Source organism: Paenibacillus cymbidii, assembly GCF_004764705.1.
Taxonomy (GTDB): domain Bacteria; phylum Bacillota; class Bacilli; order Paenibacillales; family NBRC-103111; genus Paenibacillus_AN; species Paenibacillus_AN cymbidii.
This window is the reverse complement of sequence record NZ_SHLX01000004.1, coordinates 227,662-251,020: the sequence shown is the minus strand read 5'-3', so window position 1 is coordinate 251,020 and position 23,359 is coordinate 227,662. Positions and strand designations below refer to the sequence as shown.

The following is a 23,359-nucleotide window of genomic DNA, read 5'->3' as shown; positions in this document are numbered from 1 at the left end:
ACGCGTACCCTCGTCCGACTTTGTTCATTCCGAGCTATCGTCAACCCCGCCGCGAAATTCCCGGGGCGTTAGACCGGTCATTTTTTTGAATATTTTGTGAAAATAGGTAACGTCCGTATAGCCGACAATTCTGGCCACTTCGTACATTTTCAAATCGGGGTGGTCCTGCAGAAATTCCTTGGCCTTGCCCACTCGCAGCCGGTTCAGGTATGCCCAGCAGGCCCTGCATCGCATCCATTCCGTTTGCGTACGATCTTACAATTTTCAAATCCAAGGTGCACTTGGCAAGCATTCTCTCGAGACCGATCCGTATTCGCTCTTCATCGTCCACGATAGCCAGGTGAAGCGCCATGCTGATCCCCCCGATCCGAATCTCGCCCGACAACGCCGCGAAATTCGGCAAATGGATCGTGACAACCGTTCCGCTGCCTTCCTTGCTTTCCACCGACAAGCCGTAGTTGTCTCCGTCATGCAGCCGGATTCTTTCGTTCACATTGCAGAGCCCGATGCCGCGTCCGCCTGGTTCCGTCTCTCCTCTGTCCAGCCTGAGGTTCAACTCCCTGAGCGCATCCGGACTCATGCCGCTGCCGTCGTCGGCCACCCGAACGTAAAGCCCCTCGGCCGTATCCTCCGCCGTAATCCGGATCGTGCCGGGCCCGAGATTATGCTTGAAAGCGTGGTAGATCGCATTCTCCACCAGCGGTTGAAACAGCAACTTGATGCAGCGGTACGTCAGCAAGCCTTCCGGAATTTCCGTCACCAGAATAAAGCGGTTGGAAAACCGCAAATTTTGCAGAGCCAGGTAATTTTTCAGATGCTCGAGCTCTTCGCCGATCGTCACGAGGGCATTGCTCCGGGCGACGCCGTAACGAAGCAGCTTGCCCAGCACAAACATCATGTCGCCGATCTCTTCATCGTCCTTGGCTTCCGCCGTCATCCGGATCATCTCGAGCGTGTTGTATATAAAATGCGGGTTGATCTGGTGCTGAAGCGACTGCAATTCGGCTTCCCGCTTGCGCACTTGCGTCCACTTCACTTCTTCGATCAAGTGCCCGATGCGGGCAAGCATAATGTTGAAATGGGTGCCCACCGAACCGATCTCGTCGCTGTACTTGACGTTAAAGCGAACATCCAGCTTGCCCCGCTGCACTTCCCGCATCAGCAGCTTTAATTTGCGCAGCGGACGCGTTAACGCATAAGTCAGGACAATGGAAATAAACAGGGCGAAGGCAATAATCATCAGCGTGCTGACGTTGGTAAACGTGCGAATTTCCGTTGCCTGACGCGTTATTTCGGCCATCGGAATATAGACAAACATTTTCCATCCGGTCAGCTCCGAAGTGTCGTATACGACGGCATATTCCACGCCCCGCCAATTCGCCTGTATCGTCCCCTGCTTGCCGACAGCTGCACTCAGACCCGCCGTTTCGTCCAGCTCCCTTGCGAACAGAGTAGGATCGCTGTCATACACGATGCGGTTATGGTCGTCGATCAACGTTGTTTTGCTTTGGTCAGCCGGTCCATATCCGCCATCCAGCGGTCGATGCCGCTGAGGTTCGTATCGAATGCGATATAACCGACCGGCAGCCGGTTGTCCAGATTCTTAAGCTGGCGGACTACGGTGAAGGCATAGTAGGCAAAGGTGCTGCCACTTTTCACTTCGTTGGTCGGCACCCCTTGCGTGCTGATCAGCCGGGGGGAACCGTCACCCGCGGCTGCCGCCTCCGCCCATATCTTTTTCACCTCGTCCAGGTCGCTGCGTTTGCTGTGGGATTTTACGTTATAGAAGACGTTCCCGTAGTTGTCGAACGCGAATACGGACACCGTATCCGGTTTGATCTTGTTCAGGAACTGTAAATACCGGTCCATGTAGGAAACCTTATCCACATTCATGAGCGGACTTTCCAAATACTTCATGAAGTCTTCCGCAGGCTGGCTGGTAGACATATAAAGCGGCATCGCGGACATATTAAACAAATCGGTCACATAGTCGTCCAGCTTCGTCAAATTATTCGCGGCGATGTAGGCCACGTAATTCGTGGTCAGCCTTTCGCTGGCATGGGAGTAGTTCCGATAAGACACATAGCCGACCATCATAATCGGCAATGAAATCAGAAAGACAAAGATGATGATCATTTTGCTTTGCATCGAAAGATTGGCAAACGAAGCTTTCCATCTTGCCGCACTGCCGCTTGCCCCTTGCTGCTGCCCGCTTTCCGCCATGCCGCACCCACCTCGCCAGGGACGATTTCCCGAGTACGGTTATTTTACCGCACCGGCAACGATACCGGCAAACACATATCGCTGAGCAAGCAGGAAGCCGCAAACCAGAGGAAGCATGATCAACAGGACGGCGGCGGACACGTACTGCCATTCCGTCGTCCGGTCGGCCACGAAACGCATCAGGCTCGTCGAGACAACAGGCGCTTGCATGCCAATCGCGCGGCAACGTTGATGCTCCTCCGCAGTTCTTCCACAAATTCCGCATGACCGGACGGATCCATCAGCAGCATCCCCGACTTGGTCAGGAAACAGCTGAGCTGGAGGCCGGCCTCATCCTGGGCCTCCCGCAACGCATCCAGTTCATCGCGGTGATCGTACCATCCCCAGAACTCGTAGGCGCGAAAGCCCATTCGTCCCAGCTTGCCGATCCGTTCTGCGAACGACAAGCCCGGATTGGCGGTAAATACCGTGTTCAAACAAGGAGAAAGCAACAATGCTATCAATCCTTTCCGTTTTCAATTCGTCCAACGCAGGTTGCCTTGACCTCAAACATGTCCCAGTGTAGCTTGTCCCTTTCATTCTGTAAAACGAAACCTTTCGTGTTCGACCATCCTGTCAAAAACCAAGAAATCAAAAGATAAGCCATTGTTTCTTCTGTACTAACTAAGTTACAATATCCCGCAAACGACGACATGCATGCAGAAACGGATGTGTTCATTTGGTATGGAATTCCGAAACGCATTGCCGCATTTAGGCGCCTTGGAATGGGATGTGCGGGGCTATAAAATCGACGGCCAACCGCGGTTTCTCGTATCCGGCGAATTTCATTATTTTCGTGTGCCCGCAGCCGATTGGGAGCGCAGACTTAAGCTGTTCAAGGAAACGGGCGGCAACTGTATCGCTACCTACATTCCATGGATTCTTCACGAACCGGCGGAGGGTAATATTCGTTTCGGCGACGTGCCGGAACGCGATCTGGACAGCTTTCTGCGGCTTTGCCGCAAGCTGGGCCTGTACGTGATCTGCCGTCCGGGTCCGTATCAGTATTCCGAAATGAAATATGCCGGCCTTCCGGGCTGGCTGCAGCAGCACTATCCGGAGCTATTGGCGAGAAACGTTCACGGCGGCATCATGGTGCGCGAGTCGGTCTCCTACTTGCATCCCGTCTTCCTGGAAAAGAGCAAACGCTGGTTCGACGCCGTCTGCCCCATTATCGCGAAGCATACGGTCGCTAAAGGAGGTGCGGTCGCTTATGCCCAGTTCGACAACGAATTGATCGGCGTCCACGAATGGTACGGGGGATGGGATTACAACCCGGAAACGATGGGCTTCGGCAGATCCGACGGTCGCTACCCCCGCTTCCTTGCGGAACAATATGGGGACATCGCCAAGCTGAATTTGGCATACGGAACGACATTTGCCGGGTTCGCCGATGTCCGGCCGATCGATCCCGCTGCCATTCGCAACGTGCCGGACAGGCGTCGCGCCAAGGATTACCAGGATTTTTACTTCGGCACCGTAACCGAATTTGCATTAATACTGACGAACTGGATGCGCGAAGCCGGCATCGACTGCGACTTCATCCATAATTCGGCCAATGCCGACTCCAACGCTTATCATTATGAAATGGCCAAACGGCTGGGAAGCCGCTTTCTGCTCGGCACTTTCACCCGAAATGCTCGATTTGTACGACGACGGGCTGCTCCTCCGCACCGACAAACCGCTGCTGGTCGCTTCGGCTGCGAACATGGCGGCTTCCATTCAAACGAGACTGGTCGAATACGTGAAGCGTGGAGGAAAGCTGCTGCTGGCGCCTGTGATCCCTGAACTGGACGACAACTTTCAGCCTTGCGCAATACTGAAAGATTTTCTGGAAGGGGCGGTCTCGGAACGGTTCGACAATGTCGACAAGTACGTGCAAGCCGGGCCGTTCGGGCCGGTGCACGCCAGTGAAGGGTTGTGGCTGGCGGCGCAAATGCCGGACGGAGCCGAGCCTTTGGCTCAAGAAACAGGCAACGGACGGACGGCGGCGTGGAAGATGACCTATCCGAACGGCGGAGCCGTCCTCTGGTTCGGAATGCCGTGGAAATTTACCAAGTACACCCAGATGGACATCCTGCGCTACTTGTTGGGAGAACTCGACTGCAGACAGCCGGTCATTCAATGTGACAACCCGAACGTCTGGACGGTTGTCCGAAATGGCGGCGGCAGGCGGATGCTATTTATCATGAACCTGTTTAGTTCCCCTATGGAAGCAGGAATTCGGATCCGTTCGACGGATGGTCATGGCGAGGAGGATTTGGGACGGTTCGTCCTTAAACCGATGGAAGTGAAAGCTGTTGCGCTTACTGCGAACTGATCGTTGCCTTGGGCGGCGTAGGGACAAAGCCGTACGCCGCCGTAACATTCATTTTATGCGCCGCTGCCGTTTGGCCGAAATACTGCCTTGACAGCCTCCAAATACCCATACCCGTACAAATCGTCGGGCTGCAAATAGCTCGTTTCCGTCCACTCGTTCCAGCTGTTGACGACAACAAGCGGCGGCTGTTCCGGGTGAGCGTCGACATACGTTTTGGCATGCTCGAACGCTTTCCTTACGTTGGCTGGCGTATTGTTCTTGACGATTCCGGGACGAAACTGCTGAAACCGCGGGTTATTGTCCCAGCCGATCGATACGTGCGGGAAATAAGGCACCTTGTACGTCCGGTCGATACGCTGCCACTCCTGCAGCACATCGACCATAATGTCGTTGTAGTCGCGATCAATATCGGCAAAATGAATGTACTGATAATGCGTTACACTATCGAAGCCGAGCAAGTCCACGAGTTCGCTGGTCGTCGTTTGTTTGCCTCCATCCACGCCGCTGAAATCGAAGCTTCGCTCGCTCCACAGCGTCAGTTGCAGATGAAGTCCCGGCAAACCCGCCTGTACGGCGCGGCTGCGGAACCACGCGAAAGCGTCGGCAGTCGCTTCGCCCCCGCCCAGTCCTCGCATCAAATTCGCCACGTCGTAAATCATGAACGCCGGCTTGCCGCCTATCGTAAAATAGGACGGATGCTTGAAGTACAATTCAATCAGTCGCTCTGCGATCGTTTCGAACTCCTTGCGATCCACCGCGGCATCCCATATCAGCGTATCCATGTCGTGTGAATGGCGGATATCCCAGAGCTGGTTCACATTGTGATTCGCCCACATCAAATAAAATTTCACTTTGTCGTTGTTGCTTGCTTTCAAGTACCCGTTGTTCAGACATTGCTCCAGGAACGGGCGGCGATCGTACCAGTACCAGTCGTAAATAAACACGTTTACCCCATGATCGGACGCCGCCTTGATCTGCATCTCCATCACATACGGATCGGCCTCGTTCACGTATCCCCACAGCGGCTTTCGCGGCCAGTTGTGATCCGGAAACTTTTTTACCGCGTTTTTGACCGACTGCCATTCGCCGATCCCTTCCGGCCAAAACATGCGCGTTCTCGGCTCGTCCCCCGTATAAGACGGCCACACATATGCCGCCACGTCGTAATTTGCCATCGAATTCCCTCCCAAATGCATCGAATGCTGTTATCGCGAAAACAAGTTCATGTTTATTGTATAATCGGGATAAACGATCGTATTCCTGCTTTTCAAGACGCAATCCTGCTTTTGGCGACATGCTTTCGAGGAGGAGGCCAGCCGTGACCATTCAACGGGCGATCAAGCACTATACCATTGACGAGGTTGTCGCGAAGGACAGCTTTACCACCATTATGGACGTGGCCGAAAATCATTGGCTGCTGGAGCATGACCACGATTTTCCCGAAGTGATCTGCGTTCTGCGCGGCAGAGGAACCCAGTATATCGACGGGTGCTCCTTTCAAGCGGAGGAACAGGAAATCTATTTGATCCCTGTCGGGTTGACGCATGTTTTCAGGCCGGAGACGAATCAAACGGGAACGTCTCGTCTGGAGGTGCGCAACGTCATTTTTCGGCGGGAATGGCTGGAGCGGATGGCGGGAGATTGGATGGACAGCGAAGTGCGGGACGTTATTCATTGGATGCTCGGAAAACCGGCCCATGACGGCAAGACGCGTCCGCCGTGGATTTGCATCAAGGATCGGCGCGGCGACATCGTGCGTCGGACCGAACGGATGCGGGAGCTGTGCCGCATGCAGCACCGTTTCGGCCGAACGGTGCTGGCGGCGGAAACGCTGGAACTGCTGACGCTCGTTTGCCAGGCCACTGACGCGGGAAACCTGCAGCAAGCGGAGTGGCCGAATGAAACTGGCGGCGATGCAAGCCAGTCCAAGCTAGCGGCCATCATCGCGGCTTTGCCGCTGCATGCCCTTTCGCTGAAGGAAGCGGCAGTGCAGGCCGGCATGAGCGAACGCCACTTGTCGCGCTTGTTTTTGCGGCAGTTCGGCACCACCTTCAACAAATACGCGCAAAAGGTGCGGCTCGACGCCAGCATGCGACTGCTGAAAGAAACCGAGGCCGACATTGCGGCAATCGTACACGCCGTCGGCCTCCAGGATGTCGATCACTTTTACCGCTTGTTCAAGCGCCGGACAGGCTTGACGCCGGGCCAATACCGCAAGGCGGCGGATTGTGTTCCGCCAAGCTAACAACGTCCCCCTTGCGCATCGCGATCGAAAGAGCAGAACCGACCGGACAATCGATAACCGAAGTCATGCCATTCCTTTCAAGAACTAATCTGCTTGTGCTGAATCGATTATCCATGCAAAATGTGCCGTCTCGTTCGGCATGCAGCTCCACTCGTTCCAACTCGCCGGATGTCATGACTGCGGATACGAGAACTCCCCCTTCGCCGCGGAAGCGCTGGAACGCCGCGGTGCCGGCCGCCCAATCAGCCGGGATCGCCGGGAACAGCCGGATCATGCCGCCGTTCGTCTGCAGCAGCATCTCCTGCAGCGCGTCCGCAGCCGCCATGTTGCCTTCCAGCGTGAACGGCCGGTAATGAAATTGGGTAATTCCTGCTTTTTTGTAATCGCCGTTCAGATGAAAGCCGTTCGGAGAGCACATAAATTTCCACAATAGCCGCAAATGATGCCGCGCCGCTTCCCCGTTCCCCTGCCGCGTATAGAGCGCTGCCATCCAGGAGAAGGAATAGCCGCACCAATACCCTTTTCCCAGCCGCTCCAGGTGCAGAATCGTATCGTCGATGATTTGCTTCTCGCGGTCAGAACGGTGATACTGAACGGTCTGCAGCGGATAAATCGCCATCGCATGCGAGAAGTGACGGTGGCTCTCTGTCAACGCCTCGTCCGGGCTGACCATAAACCCGGAGTCGTCGACGGCCAATTCGGGCAACCGCGCAAGTACATCTGCCCACATCTCACGCTCCCGATGTTTGCCCAGCAGTTCAGCCATATTTTCCAAACGGGCAAACAAGTATCGAAGCAGGGACAGATCGTAATTGCTATTCGACGAAAGCCAGGCTTCCAGTCGATCATCGTGAATTTCCGGCGAGCTGGACACGGGCAAGCGCAGCTTCCCGTCTTCGCCGGGGATCAACAGATGCTGCACGCATGTTGCCGATTCTTGCAAATACACATATGCCCGCTTTTCGAGAAAATCCCGATCGCCGGTATAGAGCCAATAATGATCGAAGGCTTGGCATACCCAAATCTGATTGGTCGGACTTAAGGAATACATCGGCCATCCGCCGAGCGGTTTCCCTTCGATCGTCATGACGGAAGGCAAGTTAATACCCGGCGCTTCGTAGAAGGTGCGGGCAAATTCACGGGCAGCGGGACGCAAATCCCACAGAAAATCGAGAAAACTTTCCCCCTCCTGCAGATGGTTCGCTTTCAAATAATGCCAATAACACAGCTCCGTGTTCAGATCGTGATGATAATCGCCTTTCCATGGCGGCAAAAGACCCTCGTCCGCTGTCCATACTCCTTGCAGCGGCATCGGAGGCGCACCTTTGCGCGAGCAGGAGCCGAACAAGTAGTTCGTCAGGTACCACATCTTTTCCATATCGAAATCCGGCAGCGTGATGGCGCTTTGCCTCCAATACTGTTCCCACCAGCCGGTGTGTGACCGCAGCGCTTCGTCGAATCCGGCATGCAGGGCGTCTGCGGTTTTCCGCTTCGCTTGCTCCAGCCAGTCCATCCCGTCGCGATTCGCTGCGATCGCATACACCCATTCCGTTTCCAGCTCGATTCTTTGCTTCTCGGCCACTACGATGGCATACTCCAGTCCATGGTTCGTCGGCTGCAAAAACCATGTGACATTGTCGTCGCTTCCAAATGCTGCGTCCGGATAACCTAGTGAAGCCAGGCTGATATCGAAGGCGGAACGGGGATCTTCCCGGTCTTCATAATGGCCGGCATAATCGGGAGCAACTAGCTTAAGTTCCGCCTGGCTTGCCGATGTTCCTTTCAGCCGGATGTAGCCCACCCCTGTTTCGGCATGCAGGAAGCTCTCCAACCGGCACGTTTGTTCTCCTGCGCGCCACTCGATTTCCGCTTTGGCTGCGCGGACGTTCAGCCGGCATTCCATTCGTTCGGCCGGGGATCCGCCATGCAGTTCGAGCCGGCCTGCAGGCAGCTTCGTCGGATACGGGCATACCGAGAAGAAGTCGCTGAAACGTCGCGACAGTTCCTCCTGTTCCCCTCTCCGAACAAGTTCGATCATATTTCGGTACGTAAACCCGTCGTCCAGCACTTCCGGCGCCGGCCGCGTATCCCACAAGTCCCCCCGGTCAAGACTGAAACGCAGCGGAGCGCCGTCTCCCCATACGAGGCACCCCGTCATCCCGTTTCCAAGCGGAAACGCCTCATCCCAGCGGCGAATCGGATTGCGAACATGCAGATCATGTTGTTCGGAAGGATATTTTCCATCGAAGACTGTCATTGTGCACCTCATCTTATCTACGATGACTTCTTGCGAACCGGGTATAGCATGACAAAATGAAAGGTTTCGATTTCTGAATAAGGTACGGCAAGAGCGTTCAATGGTTCAAACGGAACTGTCTCCATCCCGAAAACGCCTTCACGCCGGTCGAGTTCATAATCGGACGACTGCTCGAGCCAAGCAAATATCGCATCATAGACCCGCCACATATGGGCCTCATTCCCGTAGACCCGGGCACTCACACAAAGCCCTCCGCTTACCTCCAGCGTCTCGACTCCCACCGGTACATTTCCAAACTCGCGAACCGCCAATCCGACCCAAAGCGTATCAACCTGCTTGCTCCATTGCTCTTGCGGAATAAACACATACGCTGACGGCCCTTCCGCAAGACGCGCATCGTCGAGCGGCACCTGCTCCGTAAGCTTGCTCCAAGCCACCCGCGTCCCGCTCTTGTCGGGCGTCATCCCCGTTCTTACGGCCAATGCCTTGAACGGCGCAACTTCAACCAAATCAATCGCAACGGTTTCCTGCACAATTACCCTCTCCTCTACCAAATGATTCAAGAATAACCTTATGGTGCTGTTAATCTTTTTCGTTAGTTGCCATAAAAATCCTTCCCCGTTGCTTCCCCTTTTGATAATCGTTCGGGTGAATGTTATTCCAATTGCCTTACACGTAAAACCACATTGCCTTTTTTGTGGCCCTGCTCTACGTAGCGATGAGCCTCCGCCGCTTGCTCCAACGGATAACGGCGGTCGATGACCGAACGCAACGCGCCAGTCTCGATCAGATTCCTGAGAAAAACCAGATCTTCCGCGCTATCCTTCACTGTTGGGCCAATCACTTTCTTGCCGCTCGTCCAGTTGATCCATAATCCACGCATAATCGGCAGCAGGCTCACATGGACCGCCCGCAAGTAGAAGCCCTTGGGTTTGAGAAGTTCGACGCAAACCTTGAACGGACTCTTCCCAACCGTATCGAAAATAATATCATAGGCCGGACTGTCGCTGACGATCTGTTCTTTCGTATAATCGATGACGCGTTCGGCACCCAACATTCTCACTAACTCCACATTTGAAGTGCTGCATACGCCAGTCACTTCCGCACCGAAATGTTTAGCCAGTTGCACGGCATAGGTCCCGACGCTGCCGGAAGCGCCATAAACAAGCACGCGGCTGCCGCGTCGGATGTTGCCTTGTCGCAGAAATTGCAATGCCGTACAGGCGCCGACCGGAACCGCGGCAGCTTCCTCGAATGTCATGTTCGCCGGCATAAGCGCGACACTTCCCTTCTCCTGCATGCATTTGTATTCGGCATACGCACCGAAACCGGCGCCACAGGCGGCGTACACGGCGTCTCCCGGCCTGAATCGAGTCACGCTCCTTCCCGTCGATTCGACTACCCCGGCTAATTCGAATCCAAGGATTTGGATTCGTTTCGGCTTCCATAAACCGTTGAACAACCTTGCCAGGAAAGGGTCTGCCTTGCGTAATCGCCAATCTCCCGCTGAGGATGTTGTTGCATAAACGTTAATCAGGATTTCGTCGTCATTGGGTACGGGCTTGGCGACTTCCCGGAGCTGCAAGACATCCGGTGCCCCGTACCGCTCGTATACGATTGCTTTCATCCCTATTCCTCCCGTTCATTCTCCTCTTCTACGGATGGCCCGCTCGGCCACGGCAAGATTGATGACCCAGCCCGCCCCCATAAACAACGCCTTGCTTAATTCATCCGGAGGACCGAAGACGAGTGTCCCGGCCATCTCCGTCAGCACCTGTGTGCCCGCGCCAAGCCCGATCGCATAGCCGCGAATCATCCAGGCGCGATGCCGGGCCACGTCCCCCCGCAAGATCGCAGAAAAACCAAGCAGGATGGATACGACCATGCCCGATCCGAATAAGAGCCGCAATGAAAACAACAACTTGCCGCTGTACGGGATGGAATAAAACAAGCTCATCCAAAGCCCGGTCAGTCCGACCATCAGGCCGCTTATAACCAGAATGCGTCCTGCCGCGCGGTGCCAGTCTGGCATGCGTCGCCGAAAACCGGGTGCGAACTGAAACGCGCCAAGGATGGCATACACGCAAGCGCTCAGGATATGCAGCACCACCGGCAGCGGCGTTTCAAAGAAACGTGCGTTGGCCGGCGTCATTTCCGCGCCTCCGGCCAACGAGGCAAGTCGGAAAATTCCGGCGGCGAGCGGAATGGCGCTCAGCAAGAGCAATGAGGCCACCATTCGTTTGGCCGAACGTTCTTTTTGTATCCTGTCAAGCATGTCGTTTGGACCAAGCCGAGTATCCCAACCAGACCAGACTTAGTCCTACCGGCACCGCCAGAATCCGATCGTACGGGTGATGGATCAGTGAAGAGAGCGGGAGAGGCAATAAAGTCCCGATGGCAAGCAGAGCGGAAGCCCGGCGCGACAGAATGCCTGCACGGAATGTAGCGATGCCGAACAGCAGCCCGCCGAGCAAATACATAATTCCTGTTGCCGAATAGATCGTTTCGAGGCTTCCGACATTGATATCCCCCACATTACCGCTTGGGATTCCCAACAGCCCCTCGACATAAATGGGCGATTCGGCGGCGAGCGGCGGCGAAACAAAGGCTTCGATGAACTGAAACGCCATGGTGAGCGCATAGAACATGCAGACAAGGAGATATCCGGCTAAACCCAGCCAACCTGCTTTATCGACTTGTCTTGCGTAGATGCCCGTTATGCCGAGCAGACCCAGGAAACACATGGCGACACCCAAGTAATGGACGATTGCCCATCTGCCGGTGCCGACTGAGGAAATAATATCGGCAGGATGAATCATCTGAACGACGATAAAGAGAAGCCCCGCCAACATAGTAGCTATGCCTGCCAACCGGATCAGATTCGAGGCTGTTATGGCGGAACGCCGGTTGGTTTGCATATGCTCGGCCCCCATGCTGACTACTGCAGCTTGTTGATTCGTGGTCATGTGTTTGTCTCCTTTTTTTTCGATTGATTGGAATCGTTGTTCTCGTGTACATTCGGACCAAAAGCCTCGTTGGGCTCAATCTGACAAACCGAGATCAAAGGCAAACCGAGATCGCGAATTTTCCTTAGAACGCCGTGCAAGGCGGGCTGGTCGGCGACTTGAACCGTGAAGACGGTGGTTCCGTCGCTTTCGCGGGTGAGATTTTGCCCCTCGAACCAATTGGTCCACCGGGCGTCAAGGTGCCCCTTGAGTCGAATTTCGTACCGATCCGCTTTGTGCTGTTCCTCATTGGAACCGTGGGTATCCCTCATTTTTGCCTCCTTCTTGGTCCCCGTAAGAAACATCCTCACATTGTTCCTTGTGTTCCTTCATAACTAACATACCTGCCCGCCGGGTGAGTCCGCATCACCACATGTGGTGATTGACGTGGTGATTTTTTCAAAACAGGAGTAAAACCGTCAGGGAAGCTCATCCCTTGCCAATTAGGCCATGTTTTCTTTCCTATTTCGCCAAAAACAGGCCGTCCATACGAAATAGCCAGTGATTTCACTGGCTATTTCGTATGGACGGCCAATTTGAAGGTGATCTAGAGCAAATAACCAGTATTTTCACTGGCTATTTTCGCCGAGCCGGGCATTATGAGGCAAATAAGCCATTTTTCATGGGCTATTTTACTTTAACAAGTCGAGTTCTTTGGCGCGGCGGACGGCCGCCCGGCGGTTGTTTACCTTGAGCTTCTCGTAAATGTTTTTGGTGTGGGTCCGCAAGGTGTTAAGCGACACGCTGAGCTCGCGGGCTATTTCCGGGCCGCTCAAGTCGGTTATCAGCAGCCCCAGCACGTCGCGCTCGCGTTCGCTCAATGATTCGTGATTTGTCGATTTGGCCAGCGGAGGACTGCCCTCCTCTTTCCTGAATGCCTTCAGCAGGCGCTGGACATAGTTCGGGGCAATCCCCTCTATGGCCGCCACTTTCAGCAGGCTCTCCATGGGGCGGCCTTCGTCAACAAAGAGGCGGACATAGCCTTCCGGCTCGGCAAGCTTCAGGGCTCGTTTCAACTGCATAAGCGCGGCTGGAATGTCGCCTTGCATTTGACGAGCCACTGCATGCACAATCAAGATGGCAATCGCGCTTCCCATCCTCCCTCCTTCTTCCGCAGCTTGAAGGAGACGCTCCAAGAGACCAATCGCCCCAACCAGAGACTGATCCGATCTGTCACGGTTATATTGGGCCAACATCACTCTGGCGAGAACAATGTGCTCGAATTCGCGTGCGTAGCTAAGTTCGTCCGCAGCCGACAGACGCTGTTCACTAGCCCAATCCAAGGCTTCGACAACTCTCCCGCGTTTAACCTGCACCAATGCCTTTAACGCCGCTACGGGACGTACGTTCAGGAAAAAGTCATCCACATAGAGGGACTCCGCCTCGCAGAGAAAATGGAACGCTTCTTCCAAATTCCCCTCTGCCTCCCGAATTCGAGCCATAGAGACTCGCCAGCCATACCGGTATTGCGGAAACCCGGTGTGCTCGCCTTGCTCCTCGCTTATTGACAGGTGCCGCTTGGCAGCTTCCAGATCGTCATGTTCGCGGCAAAGCTCGCTCATCCCTACGTAAATGTCAGCCGTTCCCCGCAGATCCGGCTCGCCTTGATCCCTCGCAAGCTGCAATCCCCGCTCGTAGATATGCATCGCATCGCGAAGTCGACCTTGAGCAATCCGTATTTCAGCCAGAGCGATGGAGCCATTGATCGCGTCGGAGATGGCCCCGGCCAGCTGCACACTGGTTATGCCGTCGGCAAACACCCGCCGCGCTTCCTCGAGCTCCCCATTCCTCCATAAAGCAAGTCCAAGAAGCGCAGTCGCCGCTCCGCGCGGAAGATGATCATCCTCGGACACGAGGTCGATCGCCTGACGTGCGTATCTCGTGGCAGCGGGCACATCGCGGAGGACCAAGGCCAGCCCGGCCCGGTATACGGCGATCAAGCCCGGGAGACGGCGAAATTCTTCTTCGTCTACAACGACCATTTTCGTCGGACGTCCTTGCGGTCGTTCATCCTGATCCACCGTCGTCTGCAGCCACCGTTCGGCGTTTCGCAATTGAACCTCGACGGCATCCAATTTGCCTCCGGCGAGCAACGCCCCCGCATACCAAACGCTCAGCACGGGTCTGCAACGGACCAACTCGTCGGGGAGCGCCTTCAGCCACTTCAACATCGCGGATTCCTGTCTGCTCCTGCGCAAGGCGGGAATTGCCAGCTCGACCAGACTCGCCGTCCGCTCATAATCTTTGGCAGCCAGCGAGTGCCGGATCGCATCGTCCGCCGAGCCATGCTGCTCGAACCATTTGCTGGCGCGCTGATGCAAGATTGCCACCTGATCGGGCCGATCCGACTTCAAATGGGCGGAGAGAACCTCGGCGAACAGGTGATGATAACGATACCAGTGACGTCTGTCATCCAAAGGAACGACAAAAAAATTGCCGCGCTCCAGAAATTGGAGCTGCGCGGCGCCATTCTCCTGGCCGGTGACGGCATCGCATAACGGTCCAAACAACCGGTCGAGAATGGAGGTTTGCAGCAAAAAATTTCGAATCGGGTCAGGCTGGCGCTGAAGGACCTCTTCGACCAAATAGTCCATAATGTAGCGATTATCCCCGGCAAACGCCTGGATGAACGCCTTGATATCGTTGCGTCCCTGCATGGAAAGCGCCGCCAGCTGCAGCCCGGCGATCCAGCCTTCGGTACGCGTTTCCAGCACCGCAATTTCTTCCGCCGTCAAGCGAAGACCCATGACTTGATCGAGAAATGCGGCTGCTTCGTCGGGAGTAAAACGAAGGTCGGCATCGCGTATCTCGGTCAGATGGCCCATGGCGCGCAACCGCCCCAAGGAAAGCGACGGATTCTCACGCGTGGCAATGACAAGGTGCATTTGTGGCGGGAGATGCTCGAGCAGGAAGTTGAACGCATTATCGATCCATGGGGCATCCATAACATGGTAATCGTCCAGGACAAGAACGAAAGAATACGTGAGCGCCGAAATTTCATTGAGCAGCATCGTCAGAACCGATTCGGTTGAAAGCGGCTGCCGCAATTGGAGCGCACCAAGCGCGCCACCGCCCAAACTGTCTTCCACTTTCCGCAGCGCGGCGATGAAGTGAGTCAGGAAGCGCGTTGGATCGAGATCCCCTTCGTCCAGCGATAACCATGCGACAGGTCGATCGCAACGAGCCGCCCATTCGCTTACCAGTGTCGTCTTGCCGAAGCCGGCCGAGGCAGAGATAAGCGTCAGCTTTCGGTTCAATCCCCTGTTCAACCGGTCGATTAAACGCGGCCGCAGGACAACTCCAGTCCGCGGCACGGGGATATACAGCTTTGTTGCCAAAATCGTGATGTTCAATGGATCGCCCGCCCCATCCAAGTAAAATTCACAGCCGCGCTAGCCGTTCATACAACAAGTCTCTTTCGACATCAAGAGCGGAGCGTTCCGCGTACAGTGCCTGCAGCTTCGCCGTGTCATCTTCCTGTTCCATCGCCGCTTCAAGAACGGCGAGCCTGCATTCCATGACCTCGATTTCCCGTTCGAGAAGCTCCTGGCTTTCTACGTCAGCTGCCCGTTTCTCGGACATTTTCCACACTTTTCCTGTTTTCCGGTCAGATGCTTGATCGGTTGTGCGGCGTTCCTCTCGTTTGCTCCTGGCTTCGTCATATTTTCCATTGTAGCGTGTCAGTCTGCCGTCCTCAAGCCACAGGGTCACCGGAAACAGCTTGTTCAAAAAATAACGGTCATGCGACACGCACAACAAGGTCCCCCGAAATGCCGCCAGCGTTTCTTCAAGCGCTTCCCTCGCATCGATATCAAGATGGTTCGTCGGTTCGTCCAGGACCAGAAAATTGACGTCCCGCTGCATAAGCTGGGCGAGGCGCAGCCGCATTTTTTCGCCGCCGCTCAAGCTTTTCACTTTGCGAAACACGGAAGCTCCATAGAACAGAAACTTCGCCAGCATATGCCTCGCTTCGGCCTCATCCATGGAAGCCGCTTCCCGAATCGCGTCGATGATCGTTTGCTCGCCGTTCGGGAACAAATCCTGCTGCTCGAGATAGCCGACTTTTACCGCGCTGCCCAGCTTTACGGTTCCTTCGTCCGGCTCAAGCCCCCGTGCGATCATCCGCAGAAGCGTCGACTTGCCGCTGCCGTTCTCGCCAACAATCGCAACGGAATCGCGGAACCGGATATGCAAGTCGATCTCGCGGAAAAGCCGCTTGTTGCCAAAGCTTGTGCCGACGCCTTCCATGACGACGACATCTTTCCCGCTGCGTTCGCTCATTTCGAAGGATAAGCTCATGGACTTGCGCTCAAGCGTTGGTTTCTCCATCTTGTCGATCCGGTCGAGCGCCTTCTGCATCGCCGCCGCCCGCTTGAACATTTTCGGATTGTCCGCCTGTGCGGCCCAGATCCGAAGACGTTTGATCGCTTCCTCCATCTTTTTGATCTTTTTCTGCTGCTCCTGGTAGGAGTCAAATTCGGCAAGAAGCCGGCGCTCCTTTTCCTTCAGAAAGTAGGAATAGTTGCCGCTGTAACTGTCAGCCGTTCCGCCTTCCAAATCCATAATTTTCGTAACGACCCGGTCGAGAAAATAACGGTCATGCGAAACGATAAGCACGCTGCCGTCGTAGTCCTGCAAATACTTTTCCAGCCACTCCACAGCGAACAGATCGAGATGGTTGGTCGGTTCGTCGAGCAGCAGCAATTCCGGCTTCAACAGCAAAATATGCCCAAGCCCCACTTTTGTCCGTTCCCCGCCGCTTAACGCATGAAATGGCTGCTCCAGCAGCCACCTGATGCCGAGCCCCTCCGCTACCCGGGAAAGCGCCGTTTCCATCTCGTAGCCGCCTTTGTCGGTAAAGGCATCGAGAAGCGGACCGTAAGCTTTCATCGCTTGCTCCGCCCGGTCGGGATCCGCCATCTCCTGCTCCAGAGCGGAAAGGCGATTCCGCATGTCGAGAAGCTCCGCGAACGCTTCCGCCAATACGTCTCCCGCGGTTTTGTCCGGACCGAAGTCCGGCGTTTGTGCCAAAGCGGCAACACGAAGTCCTTTTTTATAATAAATCGAGCCGGTATCCGGTGTGTCCGTACCTGCCAGCAGCGAAAGCAGTGTCGTTTTGCCGCAGCCATTGGGCCCGACCAGACCAATGCGTTCGTTCTCCAGAATTTCCAGCGACAGTTCGCTCAGGACGGGGGAATAGCTCCAGCTTTTCGAAATTTTATCCGCCGCACATAAAATCATCTCGTATCACCTTCCGATGGGATGGTATTTGGTCATGCCGACACGCAAAAAAGCCGCTGGCGAGAGACAACCTCACCCGCGGCCTTCAGCCATCAAGACGACCTCCACCCGGAGGACGATGATTTAAAGGGTCGGCTTGTTGTCATCGCCTGAAATGGACAGACTTCTCCCATATGCGCGAGAAGCGAATGCGATGACGGCCTGGCGTACCCACTTGTGGCCGCCTTTGCAACGTCCGGCGATAAACAACATGCTGACACCTCCTTCCGAATCGATGTAATAGTTACTTCAAAATTATCACAAATCGGTGGAAATCACAATGTTTAATGAACGCGTTATCACCCGTTATGCCAAAATTCGAGCTTGCTTCCGGGTAATTTCCGCTTGCAGCGGTTCGCCGTTCAAGTAGCGTTTCAATTCTTCCGCAGCGAATCTCCCCATTCGGGCAACGTCCCCTTTGGACGATGCGCCCGAAATATGAGGCGTCAATACAACGTTCGGCAGCGAATACAGCAGGGATCCCGGCACAGGGGGTTCCGGGAACGTAACGTCAAGAATCGCCATAAGATCCGGCCGCCGGCCAAGCACCTCGATCATCTCCGATTCCCTGACCAGCGCACCTCTTGCCGTATTGATAAAAGAAGCCCATTTCTTCATGGAGGCGAGATGGTCTCCTGTTATGAACCCTTCCGTTTCTTGCAGCAACGGAGCGTGCAAGGTTACGACATCCGCCTGCTCGAAGATTTCCTTCAATGTGCACAATTCCACTTCCAACTCTTGCGCTTTTGCTGCAGTCACGAACGGATCGTAGGCGATGACTTGCAGCCCGAAGGGCTTCAGTCTCTCGCGGACCTGGCGTCCGATCGCACCAAGCGAAATGATTCCGACGACACTGCCGTCGATTCCGGGCAACCCCTCCAGCAGACTGCGGCGCATTTTCGGAAAGGCCTGTTCGTCTTTCATCAAGCGGGACAGGTGCCATCCTCCCTTTAGAGCGAACAAGATTTCCGCTACCGTATAATTGGCTACTGAAGTGCCATTGGCGGAATAAGCGCTTGTAATTCGAATGCCTCTTTCCCAGAATGCCTCGCTGACGATGCCTTTTATCGATCCGGCGCCATAAAACACAGCCTTCAGGTTAGGTGTGGCCTGCAAAAACTGCTCGTCCATTTTTACTCCTCCCCATCCGGAGAGGATAAGTTCCGTTTCCTTCAGAAGAGAGGCGTTGTCCGCGAGCGTTTCTTCTGTCAGGTGAGGGACTTCGGATCCGATCAACGCTTCAATTTCTGTTCTGACGCGGTCAGGATAAATTCGTTCATACGAATACGAGTCCATCAAATAAATGGCTTTCATCTATCTAACACTCCCTGACTGGTCTTGTAGAAGGTTCTTTTGCAGAAACGTATACATTCTATTCCGGGTATCCAGGTAATCCTGGTCACCTTCCGATTTGCCCTTGTTAAAAAAACCGTGCCCCCTGCCCTCATAGGGTACCAACGTGCATGGATTGCCGTACTCCTGCATCTTGCCGGCGAATTCCACTGCATTCTCATAGGGAACAGTCTTATCCGCGGTCCCATGAAAAACGATCGTTGGGGGCACTCCGCTTGTTACGTTATGCAGCGGTGAAAGCTCCAGCTTCCGATCGCCAAGCTTCTCGGATCCGAACCCTCTCTCGGAGGTGTCGCATACCGGGTTAAACAGCACCATGGCCTTCGGAATTTGTTGCGCCATAGGCGAGCCGAATGCCTCGTCCGGCAATATAGCCGTGCATGCCGCAAGGTGGCCGCCTGCGGAGCCTCCGGCAACTGCGATCCGGTCCGGATCGATCCCGAGTTCGCGACTGTGCAGCCAAATCCAGTGCAAGGCATCTTTCGCATCCTCCACGCTCGCGAAGGGAGTCGTTTGATGTTTGGCATAAACACGGTATTCCGGCGTTGCGGCGCTAAAGCCGCGGGAAGCGAGAAATTCGCTCTGGGGCGCGAATTGTTCGATCGTGCCATTCTGCCAGCCGCCTCCGAAATAAAAGACGACAGCGGGATGGCTTCCCGATTTACCGTCAGGCGGAAAATAAATCCGCAGCGCCAGCTCCACCCCATTGATCTGCTTGTATACATACTCTTCGGTTTGAACCGTCATCCCGATCGCATCCTTCGACAGCTTATTGCATTACGACAGCAGCATCTGAACAGGCTGATTCGGAATTAGTATACCACCCCATGGCTCCGCTGCCAAAGTCCGAATCGCAACCGGGTTCTACGGAAGAAATCGTTTTTAAGCCTAAAACGCAAATTCCCAAGGCCCGTTGATCTGAATCCTGGCTTCCGTAACTTTCATGGCGTAAGTGGAGGCCTTCCGATCAGTCTCAACCCAAAGCTGCTTGATCTGCCCAGTTGCCGGATCGCCTTGCGAAGCGAAGCCGCCTCCGCGTCCATTCCGGTCGACGTCGGGGAAAAATCCCAGCAAATTATCGGGTCGATCCGCTCTGTAGTGGGCATCCAAGGTAATTAGCAGGGAGTCGAATGCTTTGTCCGGCTGTTTGATTCGTTCCACCGACAAGAGATCCACCGGGTATCCTGCAATCGTGAGCGGGATATTCACGTCAAGCTTGCCTTCTTTCGGAACCGGCAGCGTTGCGGTCGCCGCCTTGTCGGCTTTTTTGACGGCTACGATGCCGTCTACGGCGAGGCGGTAGGGTCCGGTCTCCGACGGGTTGCGCTTCAGAATAAACTCGTTCGGATTCGGAAATGCCGGATCCTGCACGACCTCCTTCCGTTCCCCCGAGGGCGTATACAGGAACGTTCGGGCTATACTTGGATCGGGGTGAATGCCGTAGGATTGAATCGTGACATTCCCGGGCATTTGCGCAAGCAGCGTGACGCGCTGACTTTCGTTGCCCTCCTCGGCTACGACCGCCGTTAGCGCAACGCCGTTCTTCACGACCGTTGTTCCCAGTTCCTCCATGTTTCTGATCGACTTTGCCGGCTGAAGTTGAAATGCGATCGGCTCCGACAGTCCTTCATAATGAAGATAAAACTTCCCGTCTTCCGGAACCGCGATTTCACCCCGATACCAGTATAACGCCGTCCATTTCCACCCTTCGGTTCCCAACCCGCGTTGCCCCATTGAGCTTCTCAGTTCAATCCGTTCTCCCGCCGTATTTTCCAATTCGATTTGCTCCGGAAAAGCCGCCCCTTCCCCGGCCAGGTCGATCGTCGCCTGCTTGCTTTCAATCGAAACGGCACGCAGCTGCACCATCCGTCCGTTCTCGCCTCTGGCTTCCACAGGAGAAGGCAGCACATACCTCGGCGCATCGTCGGTTCCTTCCTGAACGTTCGCATAACCCGGAATGTACTGCAGCATTTTTTCGATCTGAGCTCTTACGGCCGGAGAACCGACTATCAGCGCGCCTAACAAAGCCAATCCGGCAATGACCGCGACTGCCGCCCAGCGTAACGCACTCTTCCGCCACACCGCCTCTCTGCGCGCAATCGAAGCGCGTACGGCTTCTGCACCGGCATCTTCCGCATCGAGCGGGGAAACAGGCGAGCCTTCAACGACCAGTCCCAGCCTGGCGAACGTCCTGGACTTGATTGCGGCGATCGTTTGCGAATCCGTTTCTGCCGCGCCGCGGCTCGGGAAACAATCGTCACCCGACAATAGAACCATAAGCTCCTCCTCGCTCAATTGATCCATATTGTCCAGCCATTGTTCATCCTCATGCGTCCAATCCTCCGGCCGCTCGCGATATTGACGTTTCATGACCATCCCTCCTTCCGCTCGCGTTTAAGCTGCTCTTTCAACCATTTGCGGATTCTGACCAGGCGGCTTTCCACCGCTTTGCCGGTTAAATCGAGCCGGGCCGCAATCGCTTCGATCCGCTCTTCGTGTACATATCGCTGAATGAATATTTGCCTGTCGATTTCCGGCAAACGTCCGACGAGTTCGATAAGCTGTGTCCGCTCTTCCTTCAACAGCACCATTCGTTCCGTCAACTCGCCACCGGGTTGATCTTCTGCGGCAATGTCCTCCTGCGAATGGCTTGATCCTCTCCGTCGGTAATCAAGAGCCTTGTACTTGGCCAGAATAAAAATCCACGTTCTCAGCGTTCCGCGGGATTCGTCGAACTTGCCGATTTTGTTCCATACGTCCATGAATACGTCGCTGACGCATTCTTCCAGGTCCTGCCGGGAACATTGCCCGCATATTCTCGCCACGAGCCGATAAACGCCATCCCCGTAAGTATCGATTACAAATTCCAGCGCCTGTTGATCCCTGCTTTGCAGCCCTTCCGCCGCATTCCGTTCCGTTATTCGCATTCCTTCACCTCATCTTGCCATCCTCTACACCATACTACGCAGGCACAATCGAAAATCCTGCAAGCAGATTTATCCAGTCAACAAAAAGGCAGCCATCCGTCAAATGGCTGCTTTTGATTTCAATTTATGACGACTATCGCCGGTTTCTCAAAACGTTCTGCGACTTGTAAGCAACCAACCGCCGAACAGGAAGAGCACGGAAAGCCCAAGCGTAAGTCCTAGCCCGGCGAACAGGGAATCGTTGAACAGCAGCGCCAGGAAGCCGTCTGCCACATGAACGCGCAGCGACGGAATCGACGTGCCGATCGGAATAGCGGCAATCAGGAGCACCCACAGTATCCAGCCAACGGGATGGCGCAAGCCGGAGAACAGCAAATTCAGCAGCGATGCAAGCAGCATATAAGTTCCGAATTGGTATAAAAACATGCCGATGACGCCGAACTGATCCCAGTGGAAAATTTCGAGCAGGTTGAAAATATTCGTATATTCCCGGATAAATCCTTTTTCCAGCTCCAGCCAAAGCACATTAAACAAGGCAAAAGCAGCCGACCACATCGTATAAATGGTAATCAACCCAACATAATATTGCTTGCGCGTCGCCCCTAGATTGATGATTCGCTTGAAGAAAGCGGTAGGCAACACGATGGCAACGAAGATCAGGAAGATCGTCAGCATATTGCCGATCGACACCTGGTTATTGTCTTCCTGATACCCGGTCGACATGTAAACGATAAAGTTGGAGACGAAGCTGGCGGTCACAATGCCGAACACGCACCACATATATACCCGCAGCTGCAAGAAAGACGCTCTCCACAGCACGTTCGTTTTATTCAATGCGCTCTCCCCCTTCGATCAAATAGGCAAAAAATTTCTGCAGCGGCAGTCCTTCGACCGCAACGCCCGAGCGGCTGGCCGCAAGCTTCTCCTCGTCACCGATCAAGTCGTACACGGCCGCCAACGTTTCTTTGCCGTACGCCTCCTTGTACATGACCCTCTTGCCTGCAACCAGGCGTTCGACGGCTTCCCGGTTTCCCGTTACGAGATGGGACCGCACGCGAATGTTGTCGACATCGTCCGTCAGCAAAATCGTCCCCGCTTCGATGATGAACACTTTTTCCACCACTTTGGCAATTTCGTCGATCAAGTGCGTCGAAAGCAGAATCGTCCGCGGGTTTTCGGTATAATCCTCCACGAGCAGCCGATAAAACTTTTCACGCATCAATACGTCGAGTCCAAGCACCGGTTCGTCGTAAATCGTCAGCGGAGCGCGGCTTGCGAGACCGACGATGTTGCCGACAAGCGACTCCATGCCGCGGGATAACTGCCGTATTTTTTTGTTCGGGTTCAGCCGGAACGTATCGACCAGCTTCATGGCGAAATCCCCATCCCAATTCGGATGGAAAGCCGAAGCCATTTGCAAAATCTCTTTCACCTTCGCACCGCCGAAATAAAAGTTTTTTTCCCGCACGTAGCAGGTTTCCCTTGGCGTATCTCCGGCATTCAGCCGTTCGCCGGCCACCGTTATGCTGCCGCTGTCTGCAAATTGGCCGCCGGTGATCATGTTCAGCAGCGTCGTTTTTCCCGCTCCGTTGCGGCCGAGCAAGCCATAAATCGTATTGGGCTCCAGCTTCATCGACAGCGAACGAACCGCTTCGTTTCTGCCGTAGCTCTTGTACACGTTGGCACATTCCAGAATGGCATTCATGGGTC

The 23,359-nt window shown here is 54.8% G+C and carries 21 protein-coding genes and 2 pseudogenes; 3 read left to right on the top strand and 20 right to left on the bottom strand.

Annotation, left to right across the window (positions count from 1 at the left end; all coding sequences use genetic code 11):
• Positions 1–24 precede the first annotated feature (24 nt).
• From EXY20_RS40600 to EXY20_RS08100, 5 genes and pseudogenes are all read right to left on the bottom strand, one after another.
• Positions 25–234 (bottom strand): helix-turn-helix domain-containing protein, encoded by a 210-nt coding sequence (locus tag EXY20_RS40600; protein ID WP_407944898.1) that lies wholly within the window; start codon positions 232–234, stop codon positions 25–27.
• A gap of 175 nt (positions 235–409) precedes the next feature.
• Positions 410–1,240, bottom strand: a pseudogene (locus EXY20_RS40595) (sensor histidine kinase); the annotation flags it as partial.
• Positions 1,241–1,491: 251 nt separating this feature from the next.
• Complete coding sequence (locus EXY20_RS08105; protein ID WP_135549551.1) at positions 1,492–2,223, bottom strand: hypothetical protein; 732 nt, start codon at positions 2,221–2,223, stop codon at positions 1,492–1,494.
• 39 nt (positions 2,224–2,262) lie between these two features.
• The gene (locus tag EXY20_RS40245; protein WP_268966064.1) at positions 2,263–2,394 is read right to left on the bottom strand and encodes a hypothetical protein; all 132 of its coding nucleotides are present in this window, start codon (positions 2,392–2,394) and stop codon (positions 2,263–2,265) included.
• A gap of 8 nt (positions 2,395–2,402) precedes the next feature.
• Positions 2,403–2,717, bottom strand: coding sequence for an apurinic/apyrimidinic endonuclease family protein (locus tag EXY20_RS08100; protein WP_135549549.1), 315 nt, complete (start codon positions 2,715–2,717; stop codon positions 2,403–2,405).
• A gap of 202 nt (positions 2,718–2,919) precedes the next feature.
• Here EXY20_RS08100 and EXY20_RS08095 point away from each other — a divergent pair.
• Positions 2,920–3,843, top strand: a pseudogene (locus EXY20_RS08095) (beta-galactosidase); the annotation flags it as partial.
• The gene (locus EXY20_RS08090; protein WP_456238568.1) at positions 3,821–4,582 is read left to right on the top strand and encodes a hypothetical protein; all 762 of its coding nucleotides are present in this window, start codon (positions 3,821–3,823) and stop codon (positions 4,580–4,582) included. The pseudogene EXY20_RS08095 and the gene EXY20_RS08090, both read left to right, overlap by 23 nt.
• 53 nt (positions 4,583–4,635) lie before the next feature.
• On the opposite strand, the gene EXY20_RS08085 is transcribed toward EXY20_RS08090, so the two are convergent.
• Positions 4,636–5,757 (bottom strand): glycosyltransferase WbsX family protein, encoded by a 1,122-nt coding sequence (locus tag EXY20_RS08085; protein WP_135549543.1) that lies wholly within the window; start codon positions 5,755–5,757, stop codon positions 4,636–4,638.
• Positions 5,758–5,900: 143 nt separating this feature from the next.
• On the opposite strand from EXY20_RS08085, the gene EXY20_RS08080 reads away from it, so the two are divergent.
• Entirely contained in the window at positions 5,901–6,827 is a 927-nt protein-coding gene (locus EXY20_RS08080) for an AraC family transcriptional regulator (RefSeq protein ID WP_167859076.1), read from the top strand.
• On the opposite strand, the gene EXY20_RS08075 is transcribed toward EXY20_RS08080, so the two are convergent.
• The 14 genes from EXY20_RS08075 to EXY20_RS08010 all read right to left on the bottom strand — a co-directional run bounded on the left by EXY20_RS08075 (position 6,760) and on the right by EXY20_RS08010 (position 23,354).
• A complete protein-coding gene (locus EXY20_RS08075; RefSeq protein WP_167859075.1) occupies positions 6,760–9,084 on the bottom strand; it encodes a glycosyl hydrolase family 95 catalytic domain-containing protein in 2,325 nt (774 codons plus the stop codon). The genes EXY20_RS08080 and EXY20_RS08075 overlap by 68 nt on opposite strands.
• A 17-nt stretch (positions 9,085–9,101) precedes the next feature.
• Positions 9,102–9,617: a GyrI-like domain-containing protein gene (locus EXY20_RS08070; protein WP_135549537.1), complete on the bottom strand. Its 516-nt coding sequence runs from the start codon at positions 9,615–9,617 to the stop codon at positions 9,102–9,104.
• A 122-nt stretch (positions 9,618–9,739) separates the two neighbouring features.
• Positions 9,740–10,711, bottom strand: a complete 972-nt coding sequence (locus EXY20_RS08065) for an NAD(P)-dependent alcohol dehydrogenase (protein WP_135549535.1) — start codon at positions 10,709–10,711, stop codon at positions 9,740–9,742.
• A gap of 15 nt (positions 10,712–10,726) precedes the next feature.
• On the bottom strand, positions 10,727–11,236 hold the full coding sequence (locus EXY20_RS08060; protein WP_207671240.1) for a DUF2306 domain-containing protein: 510 nt from the start codon (positions 11,234–11,236) through the stop codon (positions 10,727–10,729).
• A gap of 115 nt (positions 11,237–11,351) precedes the next feature.
• Positions 11,352–12,050 carry a hypothetical protein gene (locus EXY20_RS08055; protein ID WP_235885413.1) on the bottom strand — a complete coding sequence of 233 codons (699 nt, stop codon included), beginning with the start codon at positions 12,048–12,050 and terminating at the stop codon, positions 11,352–11,354.
• On the bottom strand, positions 12,047–12,361 hold the full coding sequence (locus EXY20_RS08050; RefSeq protein ID WP_207671239.1) for a hypothetical protein: 315 nt from the start codon (positions 12,359–12,361) through the stop codon (positions 12,047–12,049). Before EXY20_RS08050 ends, EXY20_RS08055 begins: the two co-directional genes overlap by 4 nt.
• 360 nt (positions 12,362–12,721) lie before the next feature.
• Positions 12,722–15,442 carry a LuxR C-terminal-related transcriptional regulator gene (locus tag EXY20_RS08045; RefSeq protein WP_135549533.1) on the bottom strand — a complete coding sequence of 907 codons (2,721 nt, stop codon included), beginning with the start codon at positions 15,440–15,442 and terminating at the stop codon, positions 12,722–12,724.
• A gap of 28 nt (positions 15,443–15,470) precedes the next feature.
• A complete protein-coding gene (gene abc-f / locus EXY20_RS08040) occupies positions 15,471–17,330 on the bottom strand; it encodes a ribosomal protection-like ABC-F family protein (protein WP_135549529.1) in 1,860 nt (619 codons plus the stop codon).
• A 345-nt stretch (positions 17,331–17,675) separates the two neighbouring features.
• Positions 17,676–18,683, bottom strand: a complete 1,008-nt coding sequence (locus EXY20_RS08035) for a hydroxyacid dehydrogenase (RefSeq protein ID WP_135549526.1) — start codon at positions 18,681–18,683, stop codon at positions 17,676–17,678.
• Entirely contained in the window at positions 18,684–19,469 is a 786-nt protein-coding gene (locus tag EXY20_RS08030) for an alpha/beta hydrolase (protein ID WP_135549523.1), read from the bottom strand.
• Positions 19,470–19,610: 141 nt separating this feature from the next.
• Positions 19,611–21,092, bottom strand: a complete 1,482-nt coding sequence (locus tag EXY20_RS08025; RefSeq protein ID WP_135549521.1) for a hypothetical protein — start codon at positions 21,090–21,092, stop codon at positions 19,611–19,613.
• The gene (locus EXY20_RS08020; RefSeq protein WP_135549517.1) at positions 21,089–21,649 is read right to left on the bottom strand and encodes a sigma-70 family RNA polymerase sigma factor; all 561 of its coding nucleotides are present in this window, start codon (positions 21,647–21,649) and stop codon (positions 21,089–21,091) included. Before EXY20_RS08020 ends, EXY20_RS08025 begins: the two co-directional genes overlap by 4 nt.
• Before the next feature lie 147 nt (positions 21,650–21,796).
• Complete coding sequence (locus EXY20_RS08015; RefSeq protein WP_235885412.1) at positions 21,797–22,483, bottom strand: hypothetical protein; 687 nt, start codon at positions 22,481–22,483, stop codon at positions 21,797–21,799.
• Positions 22,476–23,354 carry an ATP-binding cassette domain-containing protein gene (locus EXY20_RS08010; RefSeq protein WP_135549515.1) on the bottom strand — a complete coding sequence of 293 codons (879 nt, stop codon included), beginning with the start codon at positions 23,352–23,354 and terminating at the stop codon, positions 22,476–22,478. The genes EXY20_RS08015 and EXY20_RS08010 overlap by 8 nt, the downstream gene beginning before the upstream one ends.
• Between the last annotated feature and the right edge of the window lie 5 nt (positions 23,355–23,359).

Excerpts from the sequence above, each read along its gene's own strand:
- EXY20_RS40600 (WP_407944898.1), bottom strand. The coding sequence starts at position 234 with ATGCGATGCAGGGCCTGCTGGGCATACCTGAACCGGCTGCGAGTGGGC.
- EXY20_RS08105 (WP_135549551.1), bottom strand. The coding sequence starts at position 2,223 with ATGGCGGAAAGCGGGCAGCAGCAAGGGGCAAGCGGCAGTGCGGCAAGA.
- EXY20_RS08090 (WP_456238568.1), top strand. The coding sequence starts at position 3,821 with ATGCCGACTCCAACGCTTATCATTATGAAATGGCCAAACGGCTGGGAA.
- EXY20_RS08085 (WP_135549543.1), bottom strand. The coding sequence starts at position 5,757 with ATGGCAAATTACGACGTGGCGGCATATGTGTGGCCGTCTTATACGGGG.
- EXY20_RS08075 (WP_167859075.1), bottom strand. The coding sequence starts at position 9,084 with ATGACAGTCTTCGATGGAAAATATCCTTCCGAACAACATGATCTGCAT.
- EXY20_RS08065 (WP_135549535.1), bottom strand. The coding sequence starts at position 10,711 with ATGAAAGCAATCGTATACGAGCGGTACGGGGCACCGGATGTCTTGCAG.
- EXY20_RS08060 (WP_207671240.1), bottom strand. The coding sequence starts at position 11,236 with ATGACGCCGGCCAACGCACGTTTCTTTGAAACGCCGCTGCCGGTGGTG.
- EXY20_RS08055 (WP_235885413.1), bottom strand. The coding sequence starts at position 12,050 with ATGACCACGAATCAACAAGCTGCAGTAGTCAGCATGGGGGCCGAGCAT.
- EXY20_RS08050 (WP_207671239.1), bottom strand. The coding sequence starts at position 12,361 with ATGAGGGATACCCACGGTTCCAATGAGGAACAGCACAAAGCGGATCGG.
- abc-f (WP_135549529.1), bottom strand. The coding sequence starts at position 17,330 with ATGATTTTATGTGCGGCGGATAAAATTTCGAAAAGCTGGAGCTATTCC.
- EXY20_RS08035 (WP_135549526.1), bottom strand. The coding sequence starts at position 18,683 with ATGAAAGCCATTTATTTGATGGACTCGTATTCGTATGAACGAATTTAT.
- EXY20_RS08030 (WP_135549523.1), bottom strand. The coding sequence starts at position 19,469 with ATGACGGTTCAAACCGAAGAGTATGTATACAAGCAGATCAATGGGGTG.
- EXY20_RS08025 (WP_135549521.1), bottom strand. The coding sequence starts at position 21,092 with ATGAAACGTCAATATCGCGAGCGGCCGGAGGATTGGACGCATGAGGAT.
- EXY20_RS08020 (WP_135549517.1), bottom strand. The coding sequence starts at position 21,649 with ATGCGAATAACGGAACGGAATGCGGCGGAAGGGCTGCAAAGCAGGGAT.
- EXY20_RS08010 (WP_135549515.1), bottom strand. The coding sequence starts at position 23,354 with ATGAATGCCATTCTGGAATGTGCCAACGTGTACAAGAGCTACGGCAGA.